The sequence below is a fragment of the Ruegeria sp. BC3 genome (genome assembly GCF_056539265.1).
This window is the reverse complement of sequence record NZ_JBQFUP010000001.1, coordinates 682,864-702,098: the sequence shown is the minus strand read 5'-3', so window position 1 is coordinate 702,098 and position 19,235 is coordinate 682,864. Positions and strand designations below refer to the sequence as shown.

24 protein-coding genes are annotated in these 19,235 nt (G+C 59.3%); 7 read left to right on the top strand and 17 right to left on the bottom strand.

Features of this window, described 5'->3' with window-relative positions:
* Nucleotides 1-56 precede the first annotated feature (56 nt).
* The 4 genes from ACR0MV_RS03440 (at nucleotide 57) to ACR0MV_RS03425 (ending at nucleotide 2,565) form a co-directional block, all read left to right on the top strand.
* On the top strand, nucleotides 57-272 hold the full coding sequence (locus ACR0MV_RS03440) for a twin-arginine translocase TatA/TatE family subunit (RefSeq protein WP_170348913.1): 216 nt from the start codon (nucleotides 57-59) through the stop codon (nucleotides 270-272).
* A gap of 6 nt (nucleotides 273-278) precedes the next feature.
* Entirely contained in the window at nucleotides 279-737 is a 459-nt protein-coding gene (tatB, locus tag ACR0MV_RS03435) for a Sec-independent protein translocase protein TatB (protein ID WP_480700978.1), read from the top strand.
* Nucleotides 734-1,609 carry a twin-arginine translocase subunit TatC gene (tatC, locus tag ACR0MV_RS03430; RefSeq protein ID WP_170424388.1) on the top strand — a complete coding sequence of 292 codons (876 nt, stop codon included), beginning with the start codon at nucleotides 734-736 and terminating at the stop codon, nucleotides 1,607-1,609. Before tatB ends, tatC begins: the two co-directional genes overlap by 4 nt.
* 113 nt (nucleotides 1,610-1,722) lie before the next feature.
* Nucleotides 1,723-2,565 (top strand): ATP-binding protein, encoded by an 843-nt coding sequence (locus tag ACR0MV_RS03425; RefSeq protein ID WP_170424390.1) that lies wholly within the window; start codon nucleotides 1,723-1,725, stop codon nucleotides 2,563-2,565.
* A 60-nt stretch (nucleotides 2,566-2,625) separates the two neighbouring features.
* Here ACR0MV_RS03425 and ACR0MV_RS03420 read toward each other — a convergent pair whose 3' ends face one another.
* The 3 genes from ACR0MV_RS03420 to purF all read right to left on the bottom strand — a co-directional run bounded on the left by ACR0MV_RS03420 (nucleotide 2,626) and on the right by purF (nucleotide 5,353).
* A complete protein-coding gene (locus ACR0MV_RS03420; protein ID WP_480700977.1) occupies nucleotides 2,626-3,270 on the bottom strand; it encodes an SDR family NAD(P)-dependent oxidoreductase in 645 nt (214 codons plus the stop codon).
* 41 nt (nucleotides 3,271-3,311) lie between these two features.
* Nucleotides 3,312-3,560, bottom strand: a complete 249-nt coding sequence (locus ACR0MV_RS03415) for a hypothetical protein (protein WP_170424394.1) — start codon at nucleotides 3,558-3,560, stop codon at nucleotides 3,312-3,314.
* Nucleotides 3,561-3,829: 269 nt separating this feature from the next.
* Nucleotides 3,830-5,353, bottom strand: a complete 1,524-nt coding sequence (gene purF, locus ACR0MV_RS03410) for an amidophosphoribosyltransferase (RefSeq protein ID WP_480700976.1) — start codon at nucleotides 5,351-5,353, stop codon at nucleotides 3,830-3,832.
* Nucleotides 5,354-5,783: 430 nt separating this feature from the next.
* Between purF and ACR0MV_RS03405 the strand changes: the two genes are divergently transcribed.
* A complete protein-coding gene (locus tag ACR0MV_RS03405; RefSeq protein ID WP_480700975.1) occupies nucleotides 5,784-5,936 on the top strand; it encodes a hypothetical protein in 153 nt (50 codons plus the stop codon).
* A gap of 50 nt (nucleotides 5,937-5,986) precedes the next feature.
* Here the strand turns inward: ACR0MV_RS03405 and ACR0MV_RS03400 are convergent, their stop codons facing one another.
* The 8 genes from ACR0MV_RS03400 to alr all read right to left on the bottom strand — a co-directional run bounded on the left by ACR0MV_RS03400 (nucleotide 5,987) and on the right by alr (nucleotide 12,455).
* The gene (locus tag ACR0MV_RS03400; RefSeq protein WP_170424399.1) at nucleotides 5,987-6,586 is read right to left on the bottom strand and encodes a CvpA family protein; all 600 of its coding nucleotides are present in this window, start codon (nucleotides 6,584-6,586) and stop codon (nucleotides 5,987-5,989) included.
* Nucleotides 6,587-6,626: 40 nt separating this feature from the next.
* Nucleotides 6,627-7,988: a DNA repair protein RadA gene (gene radA, locus ACR0MV_RS03395; protein ID WP_475202742.1), complete on the bottom strand. Its 1,362-nt coding sequence runs from the start codon at nucleotides 7,986-7,988 to the stop codon at nucleotides 6,627-6,629.
* Nucleotides 7,989-8,109: 121 nt separating this feature from the next.
* Nucleotides 8,110-8,892 (bottom strand): DNA repair protein, encoded by a 783-nt coding sequence (locus ACR0MV_RS03390; RefSeq protein WP_480700974.1) that lies wholly within the window; start codon nucleotides 8,890-8,892, stop codon nucleotides 8,110-8,112.
* Nucleotides 8,893-9,039: 147 nt separating this feature from the next.
* Nucleotides 9,040-9,492 carry a paraquat-inducible protein A gene (locus ACR0MV_RS03385; protein ID WP_475202745.1) on the bottom strand — a complete coding sequence of 151 codons (453 nt, stop codon included), beginning with the start codon at nucleotides 9,490-9,492 and terminating at the stop codon, nucleotides 9,040-9,042.
* Nucleotides 9,493-9,512: 20 nt separating this feature from the next.
* On the bottom strand, nucleotides 9,513-9,875 hold the full coding sequence (locus ACR0MV_RS03380) for a hypothetical protein (protein ID WP_475202748.1): 363 nt from the start codon (nucleotides 9,873-9,875) through the stop codon (nucleotides 9,513-9,515).
* Nucleotides 9,876-9,898: 23 nt separating this feature from the next.
* Complete coding sequence (locus ACR0MV_RS03375) at nucleotides 9,899-10,645, bottom strand: ABC transporter ATP-binding protein (RefSeq protein ID WP_480700973.1); 747 nt, start codon at nucleotides 10,643-10,645, stop codon at nucleotides 9,899-9,901.
* Nucleotides 10,642-11,424, bottom strand: coding sequence for an MlaE family ABC transporter permease (locus ACR0MV_RS03370; RefSeq protein WP_170424411.1), 783 nt, complete (start codon nucleotides 11,422-11,424; stop codon nucleotides 10,642-10,644). Before ACR0MV_RS03370 ends, ACR0MV_RS03375 begins: the two co-directional genes overlap by 4 nt.
* Nucleotides 11,421-12,455 (bottom strand): alanine racemase, encoded by a 1,035-nt coding sequence (gene alr / locus ACR0MV_RS03365; protein WP_480700972.1) that lies wholly within the window; start codon nucleotides 12,453-12,455, stop codon nucleotides 11,421-11,423. Before alr ends, ACR0MV_RS03370 begins: the two co-directional genes overlap by 4 nt.
* A 10-nt stretch (nucleotides 12,456-12,465) precedes the next feature.
* Between alr and ACR0MV_RS03360 the strand changes: the two genes are divergently transcribed.
* Together ACR0MV_RS03360 and ACR0MV_RS03355 are read left to right on the top strand one after the other, a co-directional pair.
* Nucleotides 12,466-12,612: a hypothetical protein gene (locus tag ACR0MV_RS03360; RefSeq protein WP_170424415.1), complete on the top strand. Its 147-nt coding sequence runs from the start codon at nucleotides 12,466-12,468 to the stop codon at nucleotides 12,610-12,612.
* 26 nt (nucleotides 12,613-12,638) lie between these two features.
* On the top strand, nucleotides 12,639-13,178 hold the full coding sequence (locus ACR0MV_RS03355; protein WP_170424417.1) for a GNAT family N-acetyltransferase: 540 nt from the start codon (nucleotides 12,639-12,641) through the stop codon (nucleotides 13,176-13,178).
* Nucleotides 13,179-13,181: 3 nt separating this feature from the next.
* Here ACR0MV_RS03355 and ACR0MV_RS03350 read toward each other — a convergent pair whose 3' ends face one another.
* From ACR0MV_RS03350 to ACR0MV_RS03325, 6 genes are all read right to left on the bottom strand, one after another.
* Nucleotides 13,182-14,672 (bottom strand): replicative DNA helicase, encoded by a 1,491-nt coding sequence (locus tag ACR0MV_RS03350; RefSeq protein ID WP_170373871.1) that lies wholly within the window; start codon nucleotides 14,670-14,672, stop codon nucleotides 13,182-13,184.
* A gap of 236 nt (nucleotides 14,673-14,908) precedes the next feature.
* Nucleotides 14,909-15,589 (bottom strand): orotate phosphoribosyltransferase, encoded by a 681-nt coding sequence (locus tag ACR0MV_RS03345; protein WP_480700971.1) that lies wholly within the window; start codon nucleotides 15,587-15,589, stop codon nucleotides 14,909-14,911.
* A gap of 142 nt (nucleotides 15,590-15,731) precedes the next feature.
* The gene (locus ACR0MV_RS03340) at nucleotides 15,732-16,913 is read right to left on the bottom strand and encodes an ammonium transporter (protein ID WP_480700970.1); all 1,182 of its coding nucleotides are present in this window, start codon (nucleotides 16,911-16,913) and stop codon (nucleotides 15,732-15,734) included.
* A 152-nt stretch (nucleotides 16,914-17,065) separates the two neighbouring features.
* Nucleotides 17,066-17,548 carry a CinA family protein gene (locus ACR0MV_RS03335; RefSeq protein WP_480700969.1) on the bottom strand — a complete coding sequence of 161 codons (483 nt, stop codon included), beginning with the start codon at nucleotides 17,546-17,548 and terminating at the stop codon, nucleotides 17,066-17,068.
* Nucleotides 17,545-18,042 (bottom strand): phosphatidylglycerophosphatase A family protein, encoded by a 498-nt coding sequence (locus ACR0MV_RS03330; protein WP_170424426.1) that lies wholly within the window; start codon nucleotides 18,040-18,042, stop codon nucleotides 17,545-17,547. Before ACR0MV_RS03330 ends, ACR0MV_RS03335 begins: the two co-directional genes overlap by 4 nt.
* Nucleotides 18,039-19,169 (bottom strand): bifunctional 2-C-methyl-D-erythritol 4-phosphate cytidylyltransferase/2-C-methyl-D-erythritol 2,4-cyclodiphosphate synthase, encoded by a 1,131-nt coding sequence (locus ACR0MV_RS03325; RefSeq protein WP_480700968.1) that lies wholly within the window; start codon nucleotides 19,167-19,169, stop codon nucleotides 18,039-18,041. Before ACR0MV_RS03325 ends, ACR0MV_RS03330 begins: the two co-directional genes overlap by 4 nt.
* Between the last annotated feature and the right edge of the window lie 66 nt (nucleotides 19,170-19,235).

Genomic DNA, 19,235 nt, shown 5'->3' with positions numbered 1-19,235 from the left:
CACACTGGCAGATGACATTCACGGCGCGGGTGCGCCGACTTCAAAGGAGATAAGACATGCTCAACAATATCGGCCTTCCCGGTCTTCTGCTGATTGCCGTTGTGGTGCTGGTGCTGTTTGGCCGCGGTAAAATCAGCTCGTTGATGGGCGAAGTGGGCAAGGGCATCACCTCGTTCAAGAAGGGCGTCAAAGAAGGCGCGGACGAACTGGAGCAGGACGCAGCCGAAGTGGCGAAAGACGTCACGCCTGAGACCGACAAAGACAAGGCCTAAGCGCAGATGTTTGATCTGGGCTGGACCGAGCTTCTGGTCATCGGCATCGTTGCCCTGATTGTTGTGGGGCCAAAGGACCTGCCGGTGCTGTTCCGAAATGTCGGCCGCTGGGTCGGCAAGGCCCGTGGTATGGCGCGCGAGTTCAGCAGCGCCATGAACGAGGCAGCGGATCAGGCGGGCGTGAACGAGATCAAGCAAGGTCTGAATGCTGCGACCAATCCTGTGAACACCGCCATGGACGGTGTGAAGAAAGCCGCGCAGGAGATGGCCACAAGCATCGACCCGACCAAGTTCGATCCCGATAGCGAGACCGGCAGACTGGCAGCAGAACGCGCGGAGCAGGCCAAGAAGATTCAGGCTACGACCGCCCGTGCTACAGCCGAGCGCAAGGCCAAGGAAGCTGCGGATGCACTGGCCAAAGCCGAAGAGGCTGAGGCCGCGCTGAACACTGAAAGTAAAACATGACCAAGACCGACGAGATCGAAGACAGCTCAGCCCCGCTGATCGAGCATCTGGCGGAACTGCGCACGCGGCTCATACACTGTGTTGTGGCGTTCCTGATCGGGATGATCATTTGCTTCACAGTGGCCACGCCGATCTTCAACTTTCTCACCAAACCCTTGTGTGATGTTCTGGCCGAACGTGGTCAGGATTGCGGGCTGATCTTCATCTCGCCGCAAGAGGGCTTCTTTGTTGCCATCAAGGTCTCGCTACTGGGCGGCTTCATTCTGGCCTTCCCCTATATCGGAATGCAGATGTGGCGGTTCGTGGCACCGGGCCTTTACCGCTCCGAGAAGAACGCGTTCCTGCCGTTCATGGTGGCCTCGCCCTTCATGTTCCTGCTGGGTGCAAGCTTTGCCTTCTATGTCGTGACGCCGCTGGCTTACGACTTTTTCCTGGGGTTCCAACAGTTTGGAGCAGAAGGAGAGGCCGTGACCGAAGGCGCAGCCACCGCTCCGCTGAGCGTCGTGTTCCAGGGGTCGGCGCAGGAGTATCTGAACCTGACGATCAAGTTTATCGTCGCTTTCGGCCTGTGTTTCCAGTTGCCCGTGTTGCTGACCCTGATGGGCAAGGCGGGGTTGGTCACCGCAGAAGGGCTGGGATCGGTCCGCAAGTATGCAGTCGTTGCGATCCTGGTGCTGGCCGCACTGGTGACTCCGCCGGACGTGATCACGCAGATCATCCTGTTTGTCGTGGTCTATGGCCTCTACGAAGTGTCGATCTTCCTGGTCGGCCGTGTTGAGAAAAAGCGCGAAGAGCAATTGCGCGCCGACGGCTACTACGACGATGAAGAAGAGGCAGATGAAGAGATCATTCGGGAAGAAGAGGGCAAGTAACCTCTTCCATCTCTGAACATCAGGCGCGCCCCATCGGGCGCGCCTTTTTCATGCCAAGCTCTTGTTGCGCCAGTCGGAACATGGTTTGAACCTTGAAACACCCGGAGGCACGCATGGACGACCTAGCCCTGAACCGTATCGCTGACGCGCTGGACCGTATGGCTCCGGCCCCTCTGGCCGCGCCGGACTTCCGGGCTGCTCCGGCTTTCGTTTGGCATGTGGAACCTGACCGGCTGGAACCGGTCGCGCAGGTCAATCGCGTCGATCTGGATCTGCTGGTCGGCATCAACCGATCCCGCGATACGTTGCTAGACAACACGCGCCGCTTCGCCGCAGGGTATAAGGCCAACAACGCGCTTTTGTGGGGCGCACGGGGGATGGGCAAGTCCAGCCTCGTCAAAGCCGTCCATGGCACGTTGCAAGCTGACCACCCAGACCTGAAACTGGTAGAACTGCAGCGAGAGGACATGGGCTCGGTGGCGCGTCTGCTGAACCACCTGCGCGCCGCGCCCCACCGGTTCATCCTGTTCTGTGATGACCTGTCGTTCAGTCACGATGACCAGCATTATAAATCGCTCAAGGCAGTGCTGGACGGCGGTATCGAAGGCCGGCCCGAAAATGTCGTGTTCTACGCCACCTCAAACCGCCGCCACCTGATGCCGCGGGACATGATCGAAAACGAACGGTCCAGCGCGATCAACCCGTCCGAAGCGGTCGAGGAAAAAGTCTCTCTGTCCGATCGGTTCGGCCTCTGGCTGGGCTTCCATCCCTGTGATCAGGACGAATACCTGGCCATGATCGACCGGTATTGCGCGGCCTATGGCGTGTCCGTTGAAGCAGATGTTCTGCGCGCCGAAGCCATCGAATGGCAGGCCACACGCGGCGCACGTTCAGGCCGGGTCGCCTGGCAATTCTTCGTGGATCTGGCTGGGCGCAACGGCGTTCATATCGCCTGATCCCAGCTTCATCTGGCCAAAAATACCTCCGCCGGAGGCATGGCCCGTCAGGGCCATCCCTTACAGCAGTGCCAGAATGCGCGCGGCCTCGTCAGCTGGGCTGGTCAAAGCATCCCGATCCTCACCCGGATGGAAACGCGCGCGCACGGCTGTGGGCATGGGCGCAGGTTCCACGATCGAGACACGCGGACCGGTGCGCTCGGTCTCCAATGCCCAGCTGCGCGCCAGTGCCAATTGCGCGGCCTTGGTCGCACCATAGATGCCATAGAACTTCTCACCCGCCTTCGGGTCGTCAAAAAACACTGCGTGACCGCTCTCGCCCAACAGGGGGGCGACGTATGGGATCAGAACAGACGTGGCCGTCGCGTTGATATTCACGGCCTTTGTCCACTCTTTCGGGTCGACGAAATGCGCAGGCGTCAGGGCCGAGGCATGGACCGCAGTATGCATCCATAGATCAACCTTGCCCCAGCGGTCGTGAATTCCGCGGCACAGGGTTGCCATGGCGTTCGGGTCCGTGATGTCCATGGGCGCGAGGGTCGCCGCACCACCTTTGGCTTTGATACGGTCGTCCAGCTCTTCCAGCCCGCCGGTGGTACGGGCGACGGCGACGATGTGACATTCGGGCGCCAATGCTTCGGCCAGGGCAGCACCCAAACCGCGCGAGGCCCCGGTGATGAGGGCAATTTTGGTCTGATCGGTCATAGGGGCGGTTTGAACCCATGCGCGCAGGGCGTCAAGGCAGTTTAGCTGCCGGGGATTGCGATCCGACGCGTCTGGCCGCTTTGTCGCAGCATGATGCCTTCCTCATCGATGGCAATCACTGTGCCGGAAGAGACCCGACTGCCCGGCTTAACTTCTTTGACCCGGCCAGATGACAGGCGCATGAGGGCCCGCATGTTCGCTTTGGGACCAAAGACCCCAAGGACGGAAACGGAATTCTTCTTCAACGCGCCCTTCTGCGTGGCCGCGCTTTTGACGGTGGCGTTCGACATGAAATCCGGCCCGACCCAAACGGTCCGGCCCCTTGTTTTATGAGTGGTTCGGCACTGGGGCTATCAAACCAAATCCCGGAACAAAAGGGGCGGCGGAAGTGGCTTGCTGCACGCCGAAAATCGCGCTGTCGAACCCATTGCGATTGCGGTTCCTTCATCGAAAAGTTGTGCGCGGAAACCGACCGGTGCTTTGCATTCAATGCCAGAAAAAGACCCGCGTCGCAGGTGCGATGCGGGTCTGGAACCAAATCTGATTCGGTTCGGTGCCGTTAGCCAGAGGCCAGTTTGGCCCCGTTCCACGACCCACCCGGCACTTCCATATCCTGCCGCTTTTTGCTGACGCGGCTGCTGTTTTCCAAGCTGTCCAGATAGTCCTTGCTGACACTGCCGGTGATGTAATTGCCGTCAAAGCACGAGCAGTCAAAGGCCCCGATCTCGGGGTTGCCCTCTTTAGCCGACCAGATCAGGTCGTCGAGGTTCTGATAGAACAGAGCATCCGCGCCCAGCTCCTGCCGGATTTCTTCGATCTCTTTGCCATTGGCGATCAGTTCGTGCTTGGTGGGCATATCGATGCCGTAAACGTTCGGGAACTTCACCGGGGGCGAGGCGCTGGCGATGAACACCTTCTTTGCTCCGGCTTCGCGGCACATTTGCACGATTTTCTTGATCGTGTTCCCCCGAACGATCGAGTCGTCAATCAGCAGGACATTGTGATCTTTGAACTCCAGAGGTACCGCATTCAACTTGCGGCGCACGGATTTCTGACGCTCTTCCTGTCCGGGCATGATGAAGGTACGGCCGACATAGCGGTTCTTGACCAGACCCTCGCGGTAGGGAATGCCAGTCGCCTTTGCGACCTCAAGGGCGACGGGGCGGGCGCTGTCGGGGACCGGGATGATGCGGTCGATCTCGAGACCCGCAGCTTCGATCTGCCGGGCCAGAGTCTGCCCCATGCGCATCTGCGTTTTGTAAACCGATACGCCATCCAGCAGCGAGTCCGGACGGGCGAGGTAAACATACTCGAAGATGCAGGGGGTAAGCTGCCCTTCGACCGCCTGGAACGTGTGTATGTTGCCGTCCAGATCGATCAGGATGGCCTCACCGGGTTTCACATCGCGCAGCTTTTCAAAGCCGTTGATGCCGAAGGCCACATCTTCAGAGGCAAAGGCAAAATCGTCACCTTCACCATCCACATCGCGTTTGGCCACCGACAGAGGGCGGATGCCATAGGGGTCACGGAAAGCCAGCATGCCGACACCTGCAACCAGACAGATTACTGAATACGCGCCCTGAACCCGCTCCATGGTCATCTTCACGCCAGCAAAGATGTTGCGGATCGGTTCGGCATTGCCGTTCACCTTGATCGCATCGGCCACTTTGTCGGCCAGCACGTTCAACAGGATTTCCGAATCCGAAGTGGTACGCAGATGGCGGCTGTATTTTGCGGTGACTTTCTCGCGCTGCTCGGCGGTGTTCGTGATGTTGCCGTTATGGACCAGATATATCCCATAGGGGGCATTTACAAAGAACGGCTGCGCTTCGGCCGCGCTGAGCGATCCGGCGGTCGGGTAACGCACATGCCCCATGCCGACCTTGCCCAACAAGGTTTCAGCGTCCTGCGCGTTGAACACATCCTTGACCAGACCGTTGGCCTTTTTCTCGCGAAAGAACTCACCGTTGTAGGTGACGATCCCCGAGGCGTCCTGACCCCGGTGCTGCAACATCAGCAGCCCGTCATAGAGCTCTGCAAAGACATCGTGCGTCCTGCTCGCAATCCCCAAAATGCCACACATATACGGGCTCCAATCTCTACGACGTGTTTATTGTGATGAGCTTTGCAGGTCGGGCTGGCTGAAACTTTGTACCTGTACGAAGTGTCGCCCGACCATCTGGCGGTGCAAGCGCGCCAGAGTCACTAGGACAGGCGCGAAAGAAAACAGATACAGCAAGATCGGCGGCTCCGATTCCATGTCAGTTCGGCTCTCACATAATGCCTAACCGCGCCTGTGTCATCAAAGGATCACATTTGCAATTTGACGCATGCGTTTTTGGCGAATTTGCGTTTGAAAACGTGACATGAGCTATCCGCGTATGATGTCATAACACAAGTGACCAATTTCGCGGTATCAACAACGGTTCGGGTGGGCTTACGCAATGTGGCAACACAAGCAAGGAACAAAGAAGGAAGAACCGGTAAAACGTCGGTGCCATAGGTGCAGGGGCATGGGCCGGGCGCCGTGCCCGATCTGCAATGGGGCAGGTGAGGTCATCAAAAGCCGCGACATTCACGGCAAGCCGATCATGGGCCGGTGTGACGGCTGTTTCGGATTGAAAACGATCCGGTGTACGGTGTGCGGAGGTGAAGGGTTCGTCTGATTGCGATCCGATCCAATGAAAAAAAGCCCGGCTGATGCCGGGCTTTTTTCTTATTCGGTTGTGGTAGGTGCTGTTAGCTCTTCCGACGGGGCAGAGCCTTCGGTGCAGCTTGCCACCAGTTCTTCGTACTGGCGCGTTACCCAACCCAGAGCTGCCTCGGGGTTTTGTTCTTCGATCCGGTCGCTGAACTGTTCGAACACCTTGGCCGAACGGCTTTCGTCGACGATCGTGTAGGACTGACCCGTCATCACCGTGTCGTAGACAAAGAACGCGATCGCCACCAAGAGGATGCCGCGTGCGATGCCGAAGAAAAAGCCCAGAGCCTGATCCAGCCCGCCCAAGGCCGAGCGCTGAACCAGCGACGAAAACAGGGGGGTAAAGATGCTGACGATAATCAAGGCTACTGCGAAAACGGCAGCAAAGCCCGTGATGACCGACAATTCGCAGCTGTCACGCAGGAAATCTCCGACCACCGGGATCTCTTTCACCAGTGGGACCGCTTGCGGCGCGAAGATGAAGGCCAGCACAGCGGCAGCAACCCAGCCCGCGATAGCCAGAACTTCTCGTAAGAAACCGCGTGAGTAGGCCAGGATGCCCGACACGACGATGATCAGGGCAACGACCCCGTCAATAATTGTAAAACCTTCCATGGCCCTCGCCTGTTCTTTTTCTGCCCCTCAAGGCGCGACTTTAACCTGCTCCGAAGGTTTCGCCAACAAACCCAACCAAATCAGAGGGTCGGGTGAGTGTCAGACCTGCCACAGTACCGGTTTTGCCGCCCGCCGGAGCGATTGCCGATGTGAAACCAAGTTTTTGGGCTTCTTTCAACCTGTTTTCGGTCTGCGGAGCCGGTCTAAGTGCCCCGGATAACGAGATTTCTCCGAAAACCACGGTGTCTGCGGGCAAGGCGGTGTCTTCTCGTGCGCTAAGTAACGCAGCGGCAACTGCGAGGTCCGCGGCGGGTTCGCCGATTTTGAGCCCCCCGGCGACGTTCAGATAGACGTCGAGGCCCGCAAAGGGGATGCCGCAGCGTGCCTCGAGCACGGCGAGGATCATGGCCAGCCGTCCACTATCCCAGCCCACAACGGTCCGGCGGGGCTGGGAATGGGGTGAAGGGGCGACGAGGGCTTGTAGCTCCACCAAAACAGGCCGTGTGCCTTCTATCCCCGCAAAAACGGCCGATCCGGGGCTTGGCGTGCCGCGCTCGGACAGAAACAGGGCTGAGGGGTTGGTGACTTGGGCCAGGCCCTTGCCGGTCATCTCGAACACGCCGATTTCGTCCGCCGGGCCGAAACGGTTCTTTACGGCGCGCAGGATGCGGAACTGGTGGCCGCGCTCGCCTTCGAAATAGAGAACGGTATCGACCATATGTTCGACCACGCGCGGGCCGGCGATCTGGCCTTCCTTTGTGACGTGGCCGACCATGATGACCGAGACGCCGTGTCGTTTCGCAAACGTGGTCAATTCATGCGCTGCGGCCCGGACTTGTGAAACAGATCCCGGCGCGCTGTCGACATTGTCGGCCCACATGGTCTGAATCGAGTCGATAATGGCGAGGCCCGGCTTTTCCGCCTCAAGCGTCGTCAGGATGTCGCGCAGGTTGGTTTCTGCGGCCAGCTGCACCGGCGCGTCCTCAAGCCCTAGGCGACGCGCGCGCATGCGGACCTGCGCGCTGGCCTCTTCGCCAGAGACGTAGACCGTTTTGACGCCGGCACGCGCAAATCGCGCTGCGGCCTGCAACAGCAGCGTCGATTTGCCGATCCCCGGATCTCCTCCGACCAACAGGGCCGAGGCCGGAACCAGACCGCCACCCAAAACGCGGTCCAATTCCTCGACCCCGCACAGAGTGCGAGGCGGGGGTGTTTCCTCGGTCGACAGGTCCGTGAGTGCGATGGACTGGCCACGTTTGCCACCGAGGGATTTTTTTGCGGGGCCAGCCGAAAGGGGCACGTCTTGCGTGATGGTGTTCCATTCACCGCAGGAATCACACCGCCCGGACCATCGGGTATGCGTTGCGCCACAGGCCGAGCAGGAGAAAGTCGTCTTTGCCATGGCGCAATTCGTGCCCGAGGATGGGCGGTTCTTCAAGCCCTTGCAGGACTTTCATCTCCGCCGGTGGCGCGTCGCGTCCTCAGGCCCGGCGGGCCATCGTCCGCGACGGGCGCTGACGCGCCTATTCTGCAGCGCGGGGCGGGGACATTGCGACCACACGCGACTTCTTTGGATCGCGCTCGTCGGCGAGCGGCTGCAATTGTGCCGACAATTCCGGTAGCAGTTCGAACAGTTCGTCCCGCAGACGGGTCAGTTGCGATTTCGCGATGGTTTCCTCCATCTCGATATCCTGGGTCCACTGGCGCAATTCATGCTGGATGACCTGCGCTTCTTCGATGCGTTGCTGGAACAGTTCGATCTCTTCCTGCCGCTGTTGCAGGAACATGCGGGCGCGGTTCACACGCGCATCGCCATAGGTTTCGGCCAGCTCGTGGCTCAGATGACTCATCTGCGCCGCCAGTTCGAGGATCTCGGGTTCCAGCGATTGCAGGTCAGGGTGATGGCGCAGAAAGGCCATCCGTTCCTTGACTGCATCGAATTCGGAGGACAGCAGAAACGTGTCGCCGCGATCGGCTGCGTGGGCCAGTTGATAGGCCTGCGCCACGTCGTGCATGTTCAGCGAGAACTTACGGTGAGACGTTTCGAGGGCCATCATCCGGGCATTTGCGGGCAAGTAAAAGGCCAGCATGAGAATCAGTACGGTCAAACTGATCTGAATGTACATGCCTGCATCGACGACAGGACCAGAGCCGAATCCGGCCTGCATGGACAGCCAGGGCAGGACCCCCAAAGCGGACAGAAGACACGCACCGACCGAGAAGAGCGCTGCAGTGCATATGAGGAAAAAAGTCAGTCTTAAAAAGGCATTCTGAAATTGCAATGTAATGTTGTGGAGGGCAGTCATGCTAGACGAACTCCTTTGATAACCGGTACAAACCAGCCCAAAGCGGGGAACATCTAAAACACACAGAATGATCCGCTTAGGACCGAAACTACAAATTTTTACTGCTCGAAATATAAAGATGATACTCAGATGAGTGTTTTCAATCAATTAGTTCTGAGTATTTCGTGATCTGCGTGTCATTTCCGTAATGTGGCCCAACGCGATTGAGGCCAGAATACAGCCCGTGAACAGGTACAATCCCCATGCCGTTTCGATGGTGGCGTAAGAGATTCCCTTGGCCAGCGTGATGTAAAGCGCGATGAGGAAAATGTCGGCCATGGCCAGTTTTCCAAGGATGTTCAGCGCGGGTTGTACGCGGGCATCCAGCAGGTCCCACTGGATCAGGGCGGTGCCGATGGTTTTGATGTAGGGCGCGAAGAGCGCGAAGACCGTGACCACTAGTGCGAGGAAGATGTCCGACTTCCAGAGCGACTGGAGACCGGTGATGACGCTGATCTCGCTGAGGCCGAAGATCGGCAGCAGACCCGCGCGCATCAGCGGGGCGAACCACGCGATGGGGTATAGGATCAGGAGCGAGAGGGTGGCGAGGCGGAGGGTCATAGGCAATCAAATTACCTCGTTCAGCGAACTAGGTTTAGCACAACAACGCAAATGACAAAAATCCACGTTAAAGCCAAAGAAGAAAATGAGAGCGATCTTACGCTTTTTGTTGCTCCGTTGGTCAGGCCGATCAGGCCTATTGAAAGCAGTATTGGGCCAACGAACGTCATACCCATCACTAGAAATGCAACGCCAAAAATTCCAGGCCCGTCTATCGTTTCAACTGCAGAAAGCATGACTGCAAAAAGCCAAACAATGACGCCGATGACAGCCAGCAGATACGCTGCAATCAAACGATGTTGATTTGTGACAAGAGCGATGGCGCTTGCCAGTGTTGCCAATGAGAGAGCGATAGCTGGTATGAAGAAAACGAGTTCCTCCACGCGCGGTAAGCCTCGTGTTGGCGTCACCGCACCGCCTCAATCGGCCCTTCTGCACTCCCACTGATGAACTGCTCGACATAAGGATCGCCCGAGGCATCCATCTGGCCGACCGGACCGGTCCACTGGATCAGGCCTCCATGCAGCATGGCGACGTTGTCGGCGATTGCGCGGACCGAGCTCATGTCGTGGGTGATGGTCATGGCGGTCGCGCCCATCTCGGTCACGATCTCGCGGATCAGGTCGTTGATGACGCCGGACATGATGGGGTCCAACCCGGTGGTGGGTTCGTCGAAAAAGATGATCTCGGGCTCGGCGGCGATGGCGCGGGCCAGGCCCACGCGTTTTTGCATGCCACCGGACAGCTCGGACGGAAAGCGGTCGGCCACGTCGGATTTCAAACCCACGCGCCGCAGCTTCTCAATCGCGATCTCGCGGGCGTATTCGGCGGGACGTTTCAGCGGGCCGCGCAGCAGGCGGAACGAGACGTTCTGCCAAACGGGCAGAGAATCGAACAACGCCGCGCCCTGAAACAGCATCCCGAAACGGGCCAGAAAGGCATCGCGGTCGCCCTTGGTGGCGTCCTTGCCGTCGACATAGATCATGCCGCTTTCGGGCTTGATCAGGCCCAGAATGCACTTCAAAGCCACGGATTTCCCGGTGCCCGAGCCGCCGATGATGACCATCGAGGTGCCCTTGGGGATCTCAAGGCTCATACCCTGCAGAACCTGATTGTCGCCAAAGGCCTTATGCACGTTCTCCATTCTGATCATACCGAGAAGAACACCCCTGTAAGAATGAAGTTGGCAGCCAGGATCATGATCGCGGCGGATTCGACCGACGATTTGGTGGCCCGGCCCACGCCCTGTGCGCCGCGACCCGAGTTCATGCCGTAGTAGCATCCCATGATCGCCGCGATCAGGCCGAAGGCCGCGCCTTTGACCAAAGACGATACGATATCCTTGGTTTCTAGGAAATTAACGGTGTTCTGCAGGTAAGTCGCCGCGTTGAAGCCCAGGTTTTCCGTCGCAACCACGTAACCTCCGGCGATGCCGATGATGTCTCCGATCCCCACCAGCATAGGGACGGTGATCAGGGCCGCCAGAACCCGCGGAACGGTCAGGTACTTCATCGGGTGGGTCGACAGGGTGACCAGCGCGTCAATCTGCTCGGTCACTTTCATGGTCGCAATCTCAGCAGCGATGGACGAGGTCACTCGCGCGGCAATCATCAGGCCAACCAGAACCGGCCCAAGTTCGCGCACCATGCCGATGGCGACGATCTGGGGCACCACGGCCTCGGCATTGAAGCGCGCGCCACCTGCATAGATCTGCAGTGCCAAGGCGCCACCGGTAAAGATGGCGGTCAGACCCACGACTGGCAGAGACAACCAGCCCACATTCATCAGGGCCACGAAAAATTCGCGCGGATAGAACGGCGGGCGAAAGATGTGTGAGATCGCGTCCGCCGCAAAAATCCCGACCTTGCCGAATGTGGCAAGCAGGGACAGGACAGCGCGGCCCAGCCCACCCAGCGCGGCCAAAGGGTTCATTCCACGTAACCTCGGGAATAGCGTGCGCCCAAAGAGGTCAGGATCTCATACCCGATTGTACCTGCTGCTTCGGCCAGATCGTCGACCGTTTGATGGCCGTTCAGAATGCGCAGCCGTTCGGGGTCTTCGGGCAGGTCGGTTACGTCGACCGTGATCAGGTCCATCGAGATGCGTCCGACCACGGGGCAGGGCTTGCCGCCCGAAAAGGCGTCGATGCCACCGCCAATGGCGCGGTGCAGGCCATCGGCGTAGCCGGCAGCGACAGTTGCGATGCGCGAAGGGCGGCGGGCGGTCCAGCTGTTGCCGTATCCCACCGATTCACCAACTTCGACAGGGCGAACCTGAACAACCGGCAAATCGGCCGTCACGACGGGCTTTGCCTCGGAAAATGGCATGCCGCCATAAAGGCCGACGCCGGGTCGGCAAAAGTCAAAGTGGAATTCAGGCCCAAGCAGCGTACCGCCTGTGGCGGCCAGCGATCGGGGAGCATTGGTGCCATCGGTCATCTCACGAAAAGTCTTCAGCTGCTGGCGGTTCATCGGATGATCGGGTTCGTCCGAGCAGGCCAGGTGAGACATCATGACAACGGGGGCCAGCGCCTCGGCCTTTGGGCGAAGTTCGGCCCAATCGGCGGGTTCAAGCCCCAGTCGGTTCATGCCGCTGTCCAACTGTATCCCAAAAGGATGATCGGGCAGGGCTTGCTGGTGGCGCAGGAATTGTTCCGGCGAGTTGATCAGCGGCGTCAGGTCATGATCGCGCAACAGATCGGTGTCACCTTCCATATGGCCCGAGAATACGGCGATCATCGGACCAGGGCCGATGGCCTTGCGCACGGCCACGCCTTCTTCGGCGACGGCGACAAAGAATTTGCGAACGCCTTCTTCAGCCAGCGTCGCGGACACCGGTTCGGCTCCAAGCCCGTAGGCATCGGCCTTGACCACGGCGCCGGTCTCGACTTCGGTTTTTGCGTCGAGCGCCCGCCAGTTGCTGGCCAGCGCCTGAAGATTGATCGTCAAACGTGCGGTACTCATGGAACCGTTCATGACATTGGATCGCGGCAGGTCAAGAGGGGAAGCGACGATTATTGCAAACTTCGGCGCGAACATGGGCAAGTTCCGGCCTGTCTTGCAAGGCATTGGCGAAAAAGAGGTTGTGTCCACCCGCCCGAGTATCAAAGTTGTATTTTGACAGGTGCAGGACGGGTAGGGCGAACGATGATACTTAGCGCAGAAATTTCGCAGTGGTCCGACGCGCTGCCAAAGCTGTTCCAGCAAGCGTTTTCGGACTCGGAAGGCGAAGATGAGGGCAAGGTGATCGGGGCGTTGGTGTCCGATCTGCTATCAAACACGCCGCAGGATGACCTGCGTGCCGCGATTGCCCATGATGGACCTAAGGTATTGGGATGCATCCTGTTTTCCCGTCTGCGCTTTGAACGGGATACGCGTCAGGTTTTTCTGATGTCGCCGGTCGCGGTGCGCACGGATCATCAGAAATCAGGGATTGGGCAGAGACTAATCGGGTTTGGTCTGGACGGGCTGCGCAACGCAAATGTCGACTATGTCGTGACCTACGGCGATCCGGCCTATTACGGCAAATCCGGGTTCCTGCCGATCTCTGAGGATTTTGCTCCGTCCCCGATGCCGCTGAGCCACCCGCATGGGTGGCTGGGGCAAGCCCTGACAGAGGCCGGGGCGACGCCTTTCAAGGGGCCGTCCCATTGTGTCGAAGCCTTCAACAAACCAGAGCTTTGGTAGAGGTTAGTAGCCTTCGATCTCGCCACCCTGCTGCCAGGGTTTGACCAAGTTACCAAAGCGGGTGAACTGCGCCTCGAACGACAGCTCAACCGTGCCGATGGGACCGTGACGCTGCTTGCCGACGATAACTTCGGCCTTGCCGTGCAGCCGTTCCATGGCCTGCTTCCACTCTTCCATCTTCTCCAGCTCGTGATCGCCAGGCTTTTCGCGCTCCTTATAGTATTCCTCGCGGAACACGAACATCACCACGTCGGCGTCCTGTTCGATCGAGCCTGATTCCCGAAGGTCAGACAGTTGAGGGCGCTTGTCGTCTCGGCTTTCGACCTGACGAGAGAGCTGGGACAGCGCAATGACAGGAATATTCAGTTCCTTGGCGATGGCTTTCATACCCATCGAAATCTCGGCGATTTCGTTCACGCGGTTGTCGGACATACCCCGGCAAAGCTGCAGGTAGTCGATGACCAGCAGGTCCAGCCCGTGCGTCCGTTTCAACCGGCGCGCCCGCGCGGCAAGCTGCGAGATCGGCAGGGCCGGGGTGTCGTCAATGAACAAAGGGCAGGCTTCCAGTTCCTTGGCCGCATCCACAAACCTGCGGAACTCGGCCTCGGTCATGTCGCCCTGACGGATCTTGTGCGATGAAATTTCGGACGCTTCGGCCAGAACACGTCCCGCAAGCTGCTCGGCGCTCATTTCGAGAGAGAAGAACCCGACCACGCCGCCATCAATTGCGCCTTCGCTGCCGTCGGGCTTCAAGCCGCGCTTATAGGCCTTGGCTACGTTGAACGCCACGTTGGTCGCCAGCGAGGTTTTCCCCATCGACGGACGACCGGCAAGGATGATCAGGTCGGACGGGTGCAGACCGCCAAGCTGTTTGTCCAAGTCGGCCAGACCGGTGGAAATCCCCGCCATGCCACCACCGCGCTGGTACGCTTCGTTGGTGACGTTGACGGCTTCTGTGACCGCCTTGAGGAAGGATTGAAATCCCTGTTCGGTCTGGCCCTGCTCGGATAACTGATAAAGCTGTTGCTCGGCCTCGACGATTTGTTCTTTGGGTTCGCTGGATACATCAACCCGCGCCGCCTTGTCCGAGATGTCCCGACCCAACCGGATCAGCTCGCGACGGATGGCAAGGTCATAGATCATCTGGGCGTAATCATGCACAGCAAAAGCACTGATCGAGGCACCGGCCAGTTTGACCAGATAAGCCGGACCACCCAGTTCTTTCAGGCCCTCATCCTCGGCCATGAAGGATTTCAGCGTCACGGGCGAAGCCAGCGCATTCTTGGCGATACGATTGGCCGCGACCTCGTAGATGCGGGCATGGACCGGGTCATAGAAATGTTCCGCCCCGATGATCGAGGCGACCCGGTCATACAGGTCATTATTGGTCAGGATCGCACCCAGAAGCTGCTGTTCAGCTTCAATGGAATGCGGCATGGTTTCGGCGTTCTGAATCTGCGCCGCTGCCTGCTCGATGCTGCTTATCTCGTTCATTATGTCCCCGCTGCCCGTGTGGCAGTTCTAATCAACCAGACCCCGCCAGGGCTATCTGTAAATCTCTGAAGATAAGTCGCGTATAACTTGCCTTCAGCGTGGGATAAGTTTGGACAACTCTGCCAAAAATCACCGCGCTACGCAACATTTTGTGCGGCCATCGGGCATTGCCACTAGATGCGAGTGGCGTGGGGGCGATTCTGATTAGAGTTACCCCCAGCTTATTCACAAGCAGATTATGAATATTTGTTGGCTTCCTGCCATCCGCGCGGGTCTTTCAAGAAGGCTTCGACACCCTCAAGTGTTTCCTGATCAAAGGCTTTTTGCGCCTTGGCTTCGGCCAGAACATCCCACCAGGTGCACAGATGGTGCAGCTTCACACCGTGGTCGCCCAGCGTCTTCTCGGTCTCGGGGAAGATGCCATAGTAGAAGATCACCGCCGTATGGCCGCAGGTGGCACCGGTCTCGCGGATCGCATCCACGAAGGAGAGTTTTGAACCGCCATCGGTGGTCAGGTCCTCGACCAGCAGCACACGCTCGCCCTCGCTCATCGCGCCTTCGATCCGGGCGTTGCGGCCATAGCCTTTGGGCTTTTTGCGGACATAGGTCATCGGCAGCGCCATGCGCTCGGCCACCATGGCTGCAAAGGGGATACCGGCGGTCTCGCCGCCTGCGATGTTGTCGAACGCCTCGAACCCGGCATCGCGCATCACGGTCACCGTCAGAAAGTCTATGAGGGTCGAGCGGATACGCGGGTATGAGATCAGCTTGCGGCAGTCGATATAGGTCGGGCTGGGCAGACCGCTGGCCAGCGTGAACGGCTCGCGGGAATTGAAGTGAACGGCCTTGATCTCCAGCAGCATCCGCGCGGTCAGGCGGGCGATTTCGGTGCTATCGGGGAAGGAGCTGGGGATCATAACGGTACCTCTGGGCTAAATGGCATTGCGGGCTGATAGCCTGTCCCTTGACCCAGAGTCGAGAGGGTTGCGCACAAAAGAAAAGCGGACCCTCAACAGGTCCGCTTTGTGCCCTTTCGGGCGATGGGCAGCCAAGGTGGGCTTAGCTGCTCATGTCGTAAGCCCGTTCGCCGTGTACCGACAGATCGAGCCCGTTTGTTTCGGTCTCTGCGTCTACGCGAAGCGGCGTGATCAGCGCAACCACCTTGATCAACACAAATGTGACAACCGCCGTAAACGCACCGACGATAACTAGCCCGCCGATTTGCGCCGCCCACTCACCCAGACCAAAGACTGCGATCATGATGGTGCCAAAGATGCCACCTACGCCGTGCACGGCGAAAACGTCCAGCGTGTCGTCGATCTTCAGAATGTTTCGGATCACGTTGACCGCCTCTTGGCACAGCACACCTGCAACAGCACCGATGATCAGTGCCTGAACCGGATCGACATAGCCGGACGCCGGGGTAATTGAGGCCAGACCGGCAATCGTACCAGTGACCAGACCGACCATCGAGGCTTTGCCGTATTTGATGCGTTCATAAAGAGCCCATGTCAGTGATGCTGTCGCAGCTGAGATATGGGTGACGGTCATTGCCATCGCGGCACCTCCGTCAGCGGCCAGTTGCGAGCCGCCGTTGAAGCCGAACCAACCGACCCACAGCATGGCAGCACCGATCATGACAAAGCCGGGATTGTGCGGCGGCGTCGTGCGATTGCGGCGGGGGCCGAGAACAACAGCAATGATCAGGGCGGCCAGACCTGCGGTTTCGTGGACCACAATGCCACCCGCGAAATCGCGTACGCCAACCTCACCCAGAACACCGCCATCGGTCAGAATGCCGCCGCCCCAGATCCAATGGACGACCGGCGCATAGCACAGCAACATCCACAGGCCCGAGAACGTCAGCACGAACCCAAAGCCCACGCGTTCTACATAGGCGCCAACGATCAGGGCAGGGGTGATGATCGCGAATGTCATCTGGAAGGCAAAGAACAGGATCTCGGGCAGGTTGCCCGACAGGGTGTCGGTGTCGACGCCATTCAGAAAGGCTTTGCCCAAACCGCCCCACAGGCCCGAACCGCCGTCGCCAAATGCGATCGAATAGCCTGCGACCAGCCACAGGATGCTCATCAAGCAGGCGATTGAAAAGCAGTGCATGAATACGCTCAGCACGTTGCGGGCGCGCACGAGGCCGCCGTAGAACAGGGCAAGGCCCGGCAATGTCATGAAAAGGACCAGTGCGGTTGCAACTATGATCCAGGCGGTATCGGCTCCATTCATCAGCCGGTCTCCTCTTAGGCGTCTTCCACTTGCGTGGGGCGTTCAAGCGGAGAGAGGGCGGGGAAAAAAGAGGCAACCGCCGAATAGAGTGCTTATTTTTAGGGCCTTTTGCCAATCGGCGATTAAATGTGCAGCAAAAGGCGCTGCGTGCTTTAATTTTGAGCAGGTTTAAAAAGGCCGCGTGACAGCAGGTCTAACGCGTGGTCGCGTGCGGCCAGACGGACTTTGTCGCGGCCCAACGCGCCGAATTCGACGGTTTCCGTTGCGGTTTTCTGACCAACGGCTGCCAGCCCAAAGCATACGCGGCCTTCGGGTTTGAACTCCGATCCGCCGGGGCCTGCAATGCCGGTTATGGACACTATGAGTTGCGCACCTGAATTTCTCAGCGCGCCGTCTGCCATTTCCTGCGCAACCTCTTCGGAGACGGCTCCATGCGTGTCCAGGGTTTCTGCCCTTACGCCTAGCATCTGTTGCTTGGCCGCGTTCGTGTAGGTGACAAAACCGCGATCCACCACGGCCGAACTGCCAGGAATATCCGTCAGCGCAGCCGCGACCATCCCGCCGGTACAGCTTTCGGCGGTGGCAATCATCACGCCCTGCGCCTTGGCGCGGTCAAGCAGATCGGCGACGTTCATAGCCCTAGGACTCCGTGAGAGATACCGGCCAGGATCAGCACGCCAATCCCGGCGAAAACGCCTGCTATAACGTCATCCAGCATAACCCCCATCGCGTCGCCCTTGCGATCCGCCCAGCCGACGGGTCCGGGTTTGGTGATGTCGAATAGGCGGAACAGCAGGAAGCCCGCGACCCAACCGGGCCACAGCGCCGTAATCTCAATCCCATGCGCCCAAGAGGGGTAGGAGATCGCCCAGAGCGCAATGAACTGCCCGACGACCTCGTCGATCACGATTTCTGAAGGGTCATGGTCTTCCTGCCCTGCGGTCATGACCTTAGTTGCCCATAGGCCGCCGACGAAAACGGCGATCGTGGCTATGACCAACAGGGGAAAACCGCCCAGCGTGTGCAGGATCCAGACCAACGGTAGCGCGGCCAGCGATCCCCAAGTGCCGGGGGCAGGGCGCAGGTACCCCACGCCGCAAACGGTTCCGATCAGGCGCGCGGCGGTCATGATTTCACCAAGCAGGCTGTGGCCAATGATGCGATGCCTTCGCTGCGCCCTGTAAAGCCCAGCCGTTCAGAGGTGGTCGCCTTGACTGAGACCTGATCTACGCGCAGTCCCATGATGCGGGCCATTTCCTCGCGCATGGCGGGCGCATGGGGGCCGATCTTGGGATATTCGCAGACCAGCGTGCAATCGACGTTCGAGATATCGTAGCCCATCATCGCGGCAAGTTCGACAGCGTGCCGCAGAAAGATCTCGCTGGCCGCGCCTTTCCATTGCGGGTCGGACGGGGGGAAGTGCTGGCCGATATCGCCCTGCGCCAACGCGCCATAGATCGCATCGGTGACGGCATGCATGCCAACGTCTGCGTCGGAATGGCCTTGCAGTCCGCGATCATGCGGCACCTTCACCCCGCACAGGATCACGTGATCGCCGTCGCCAAAACGGTGCACGTCATAGCCATTGCCCAATCTTACATCCATATCCGTTCCCAATATCCGTTCCGCCCGGGCAAAATCCTCGGGCCGGGTGATTTTGATGTTGTCCGCGTCGCCAGCCACGATGGCCACGTCCAGACCTGCGGTGCGGGCGACCTCGACGTCATCTGCCGCGCCACCGGGGTGTGCAGCATGGGCAGCGACAATTGCGTCATAGCGAAAGCCTTGCGGGGTCTGCGCAGCAAACAGGCTGCTGCGGTCCTGCGTTCCCGTGACAACCGCTCCGTCCCCAGTCCAAAGCGCATCCGTCACAGCCAGTCCGGGCGCGGCTGCGTCATGCGTGGAAAGCGCTTTCAGAACGTTCTGAATGGTCTCGCCAGTCACGCAGGGGCGGGCGACGTCGTGAATCAGTACCCGTTCGACACCAAGGCCCGCTAGTGCCGCCAAACCGTTCCGCACAGAACCGGCGCGATCATCGCCGCCGGAGGCCAAAAGCAGATCGGTGCCTGAAAACTCATCCCAGGCGGGTTGATCCTCTTCAGACAGCACCAGCACAATATGGTCGACCTGACCGCGAAACTTGTCGAGAGTCCAATCGGCTACACGGTGTCCTGCCAAGGGCCGCCACTGCTTTGGCATCCCCCCTCCGGCGCGCAGTCCGCGTCCTGCGGCGACGATGATGGCAGCGGTGGTCATAGGGGCGAAAACTCCGGTGATTTGAGCGCAGTGTTTAAGCTGCGGTGAATGCAGTGGCAATCACCC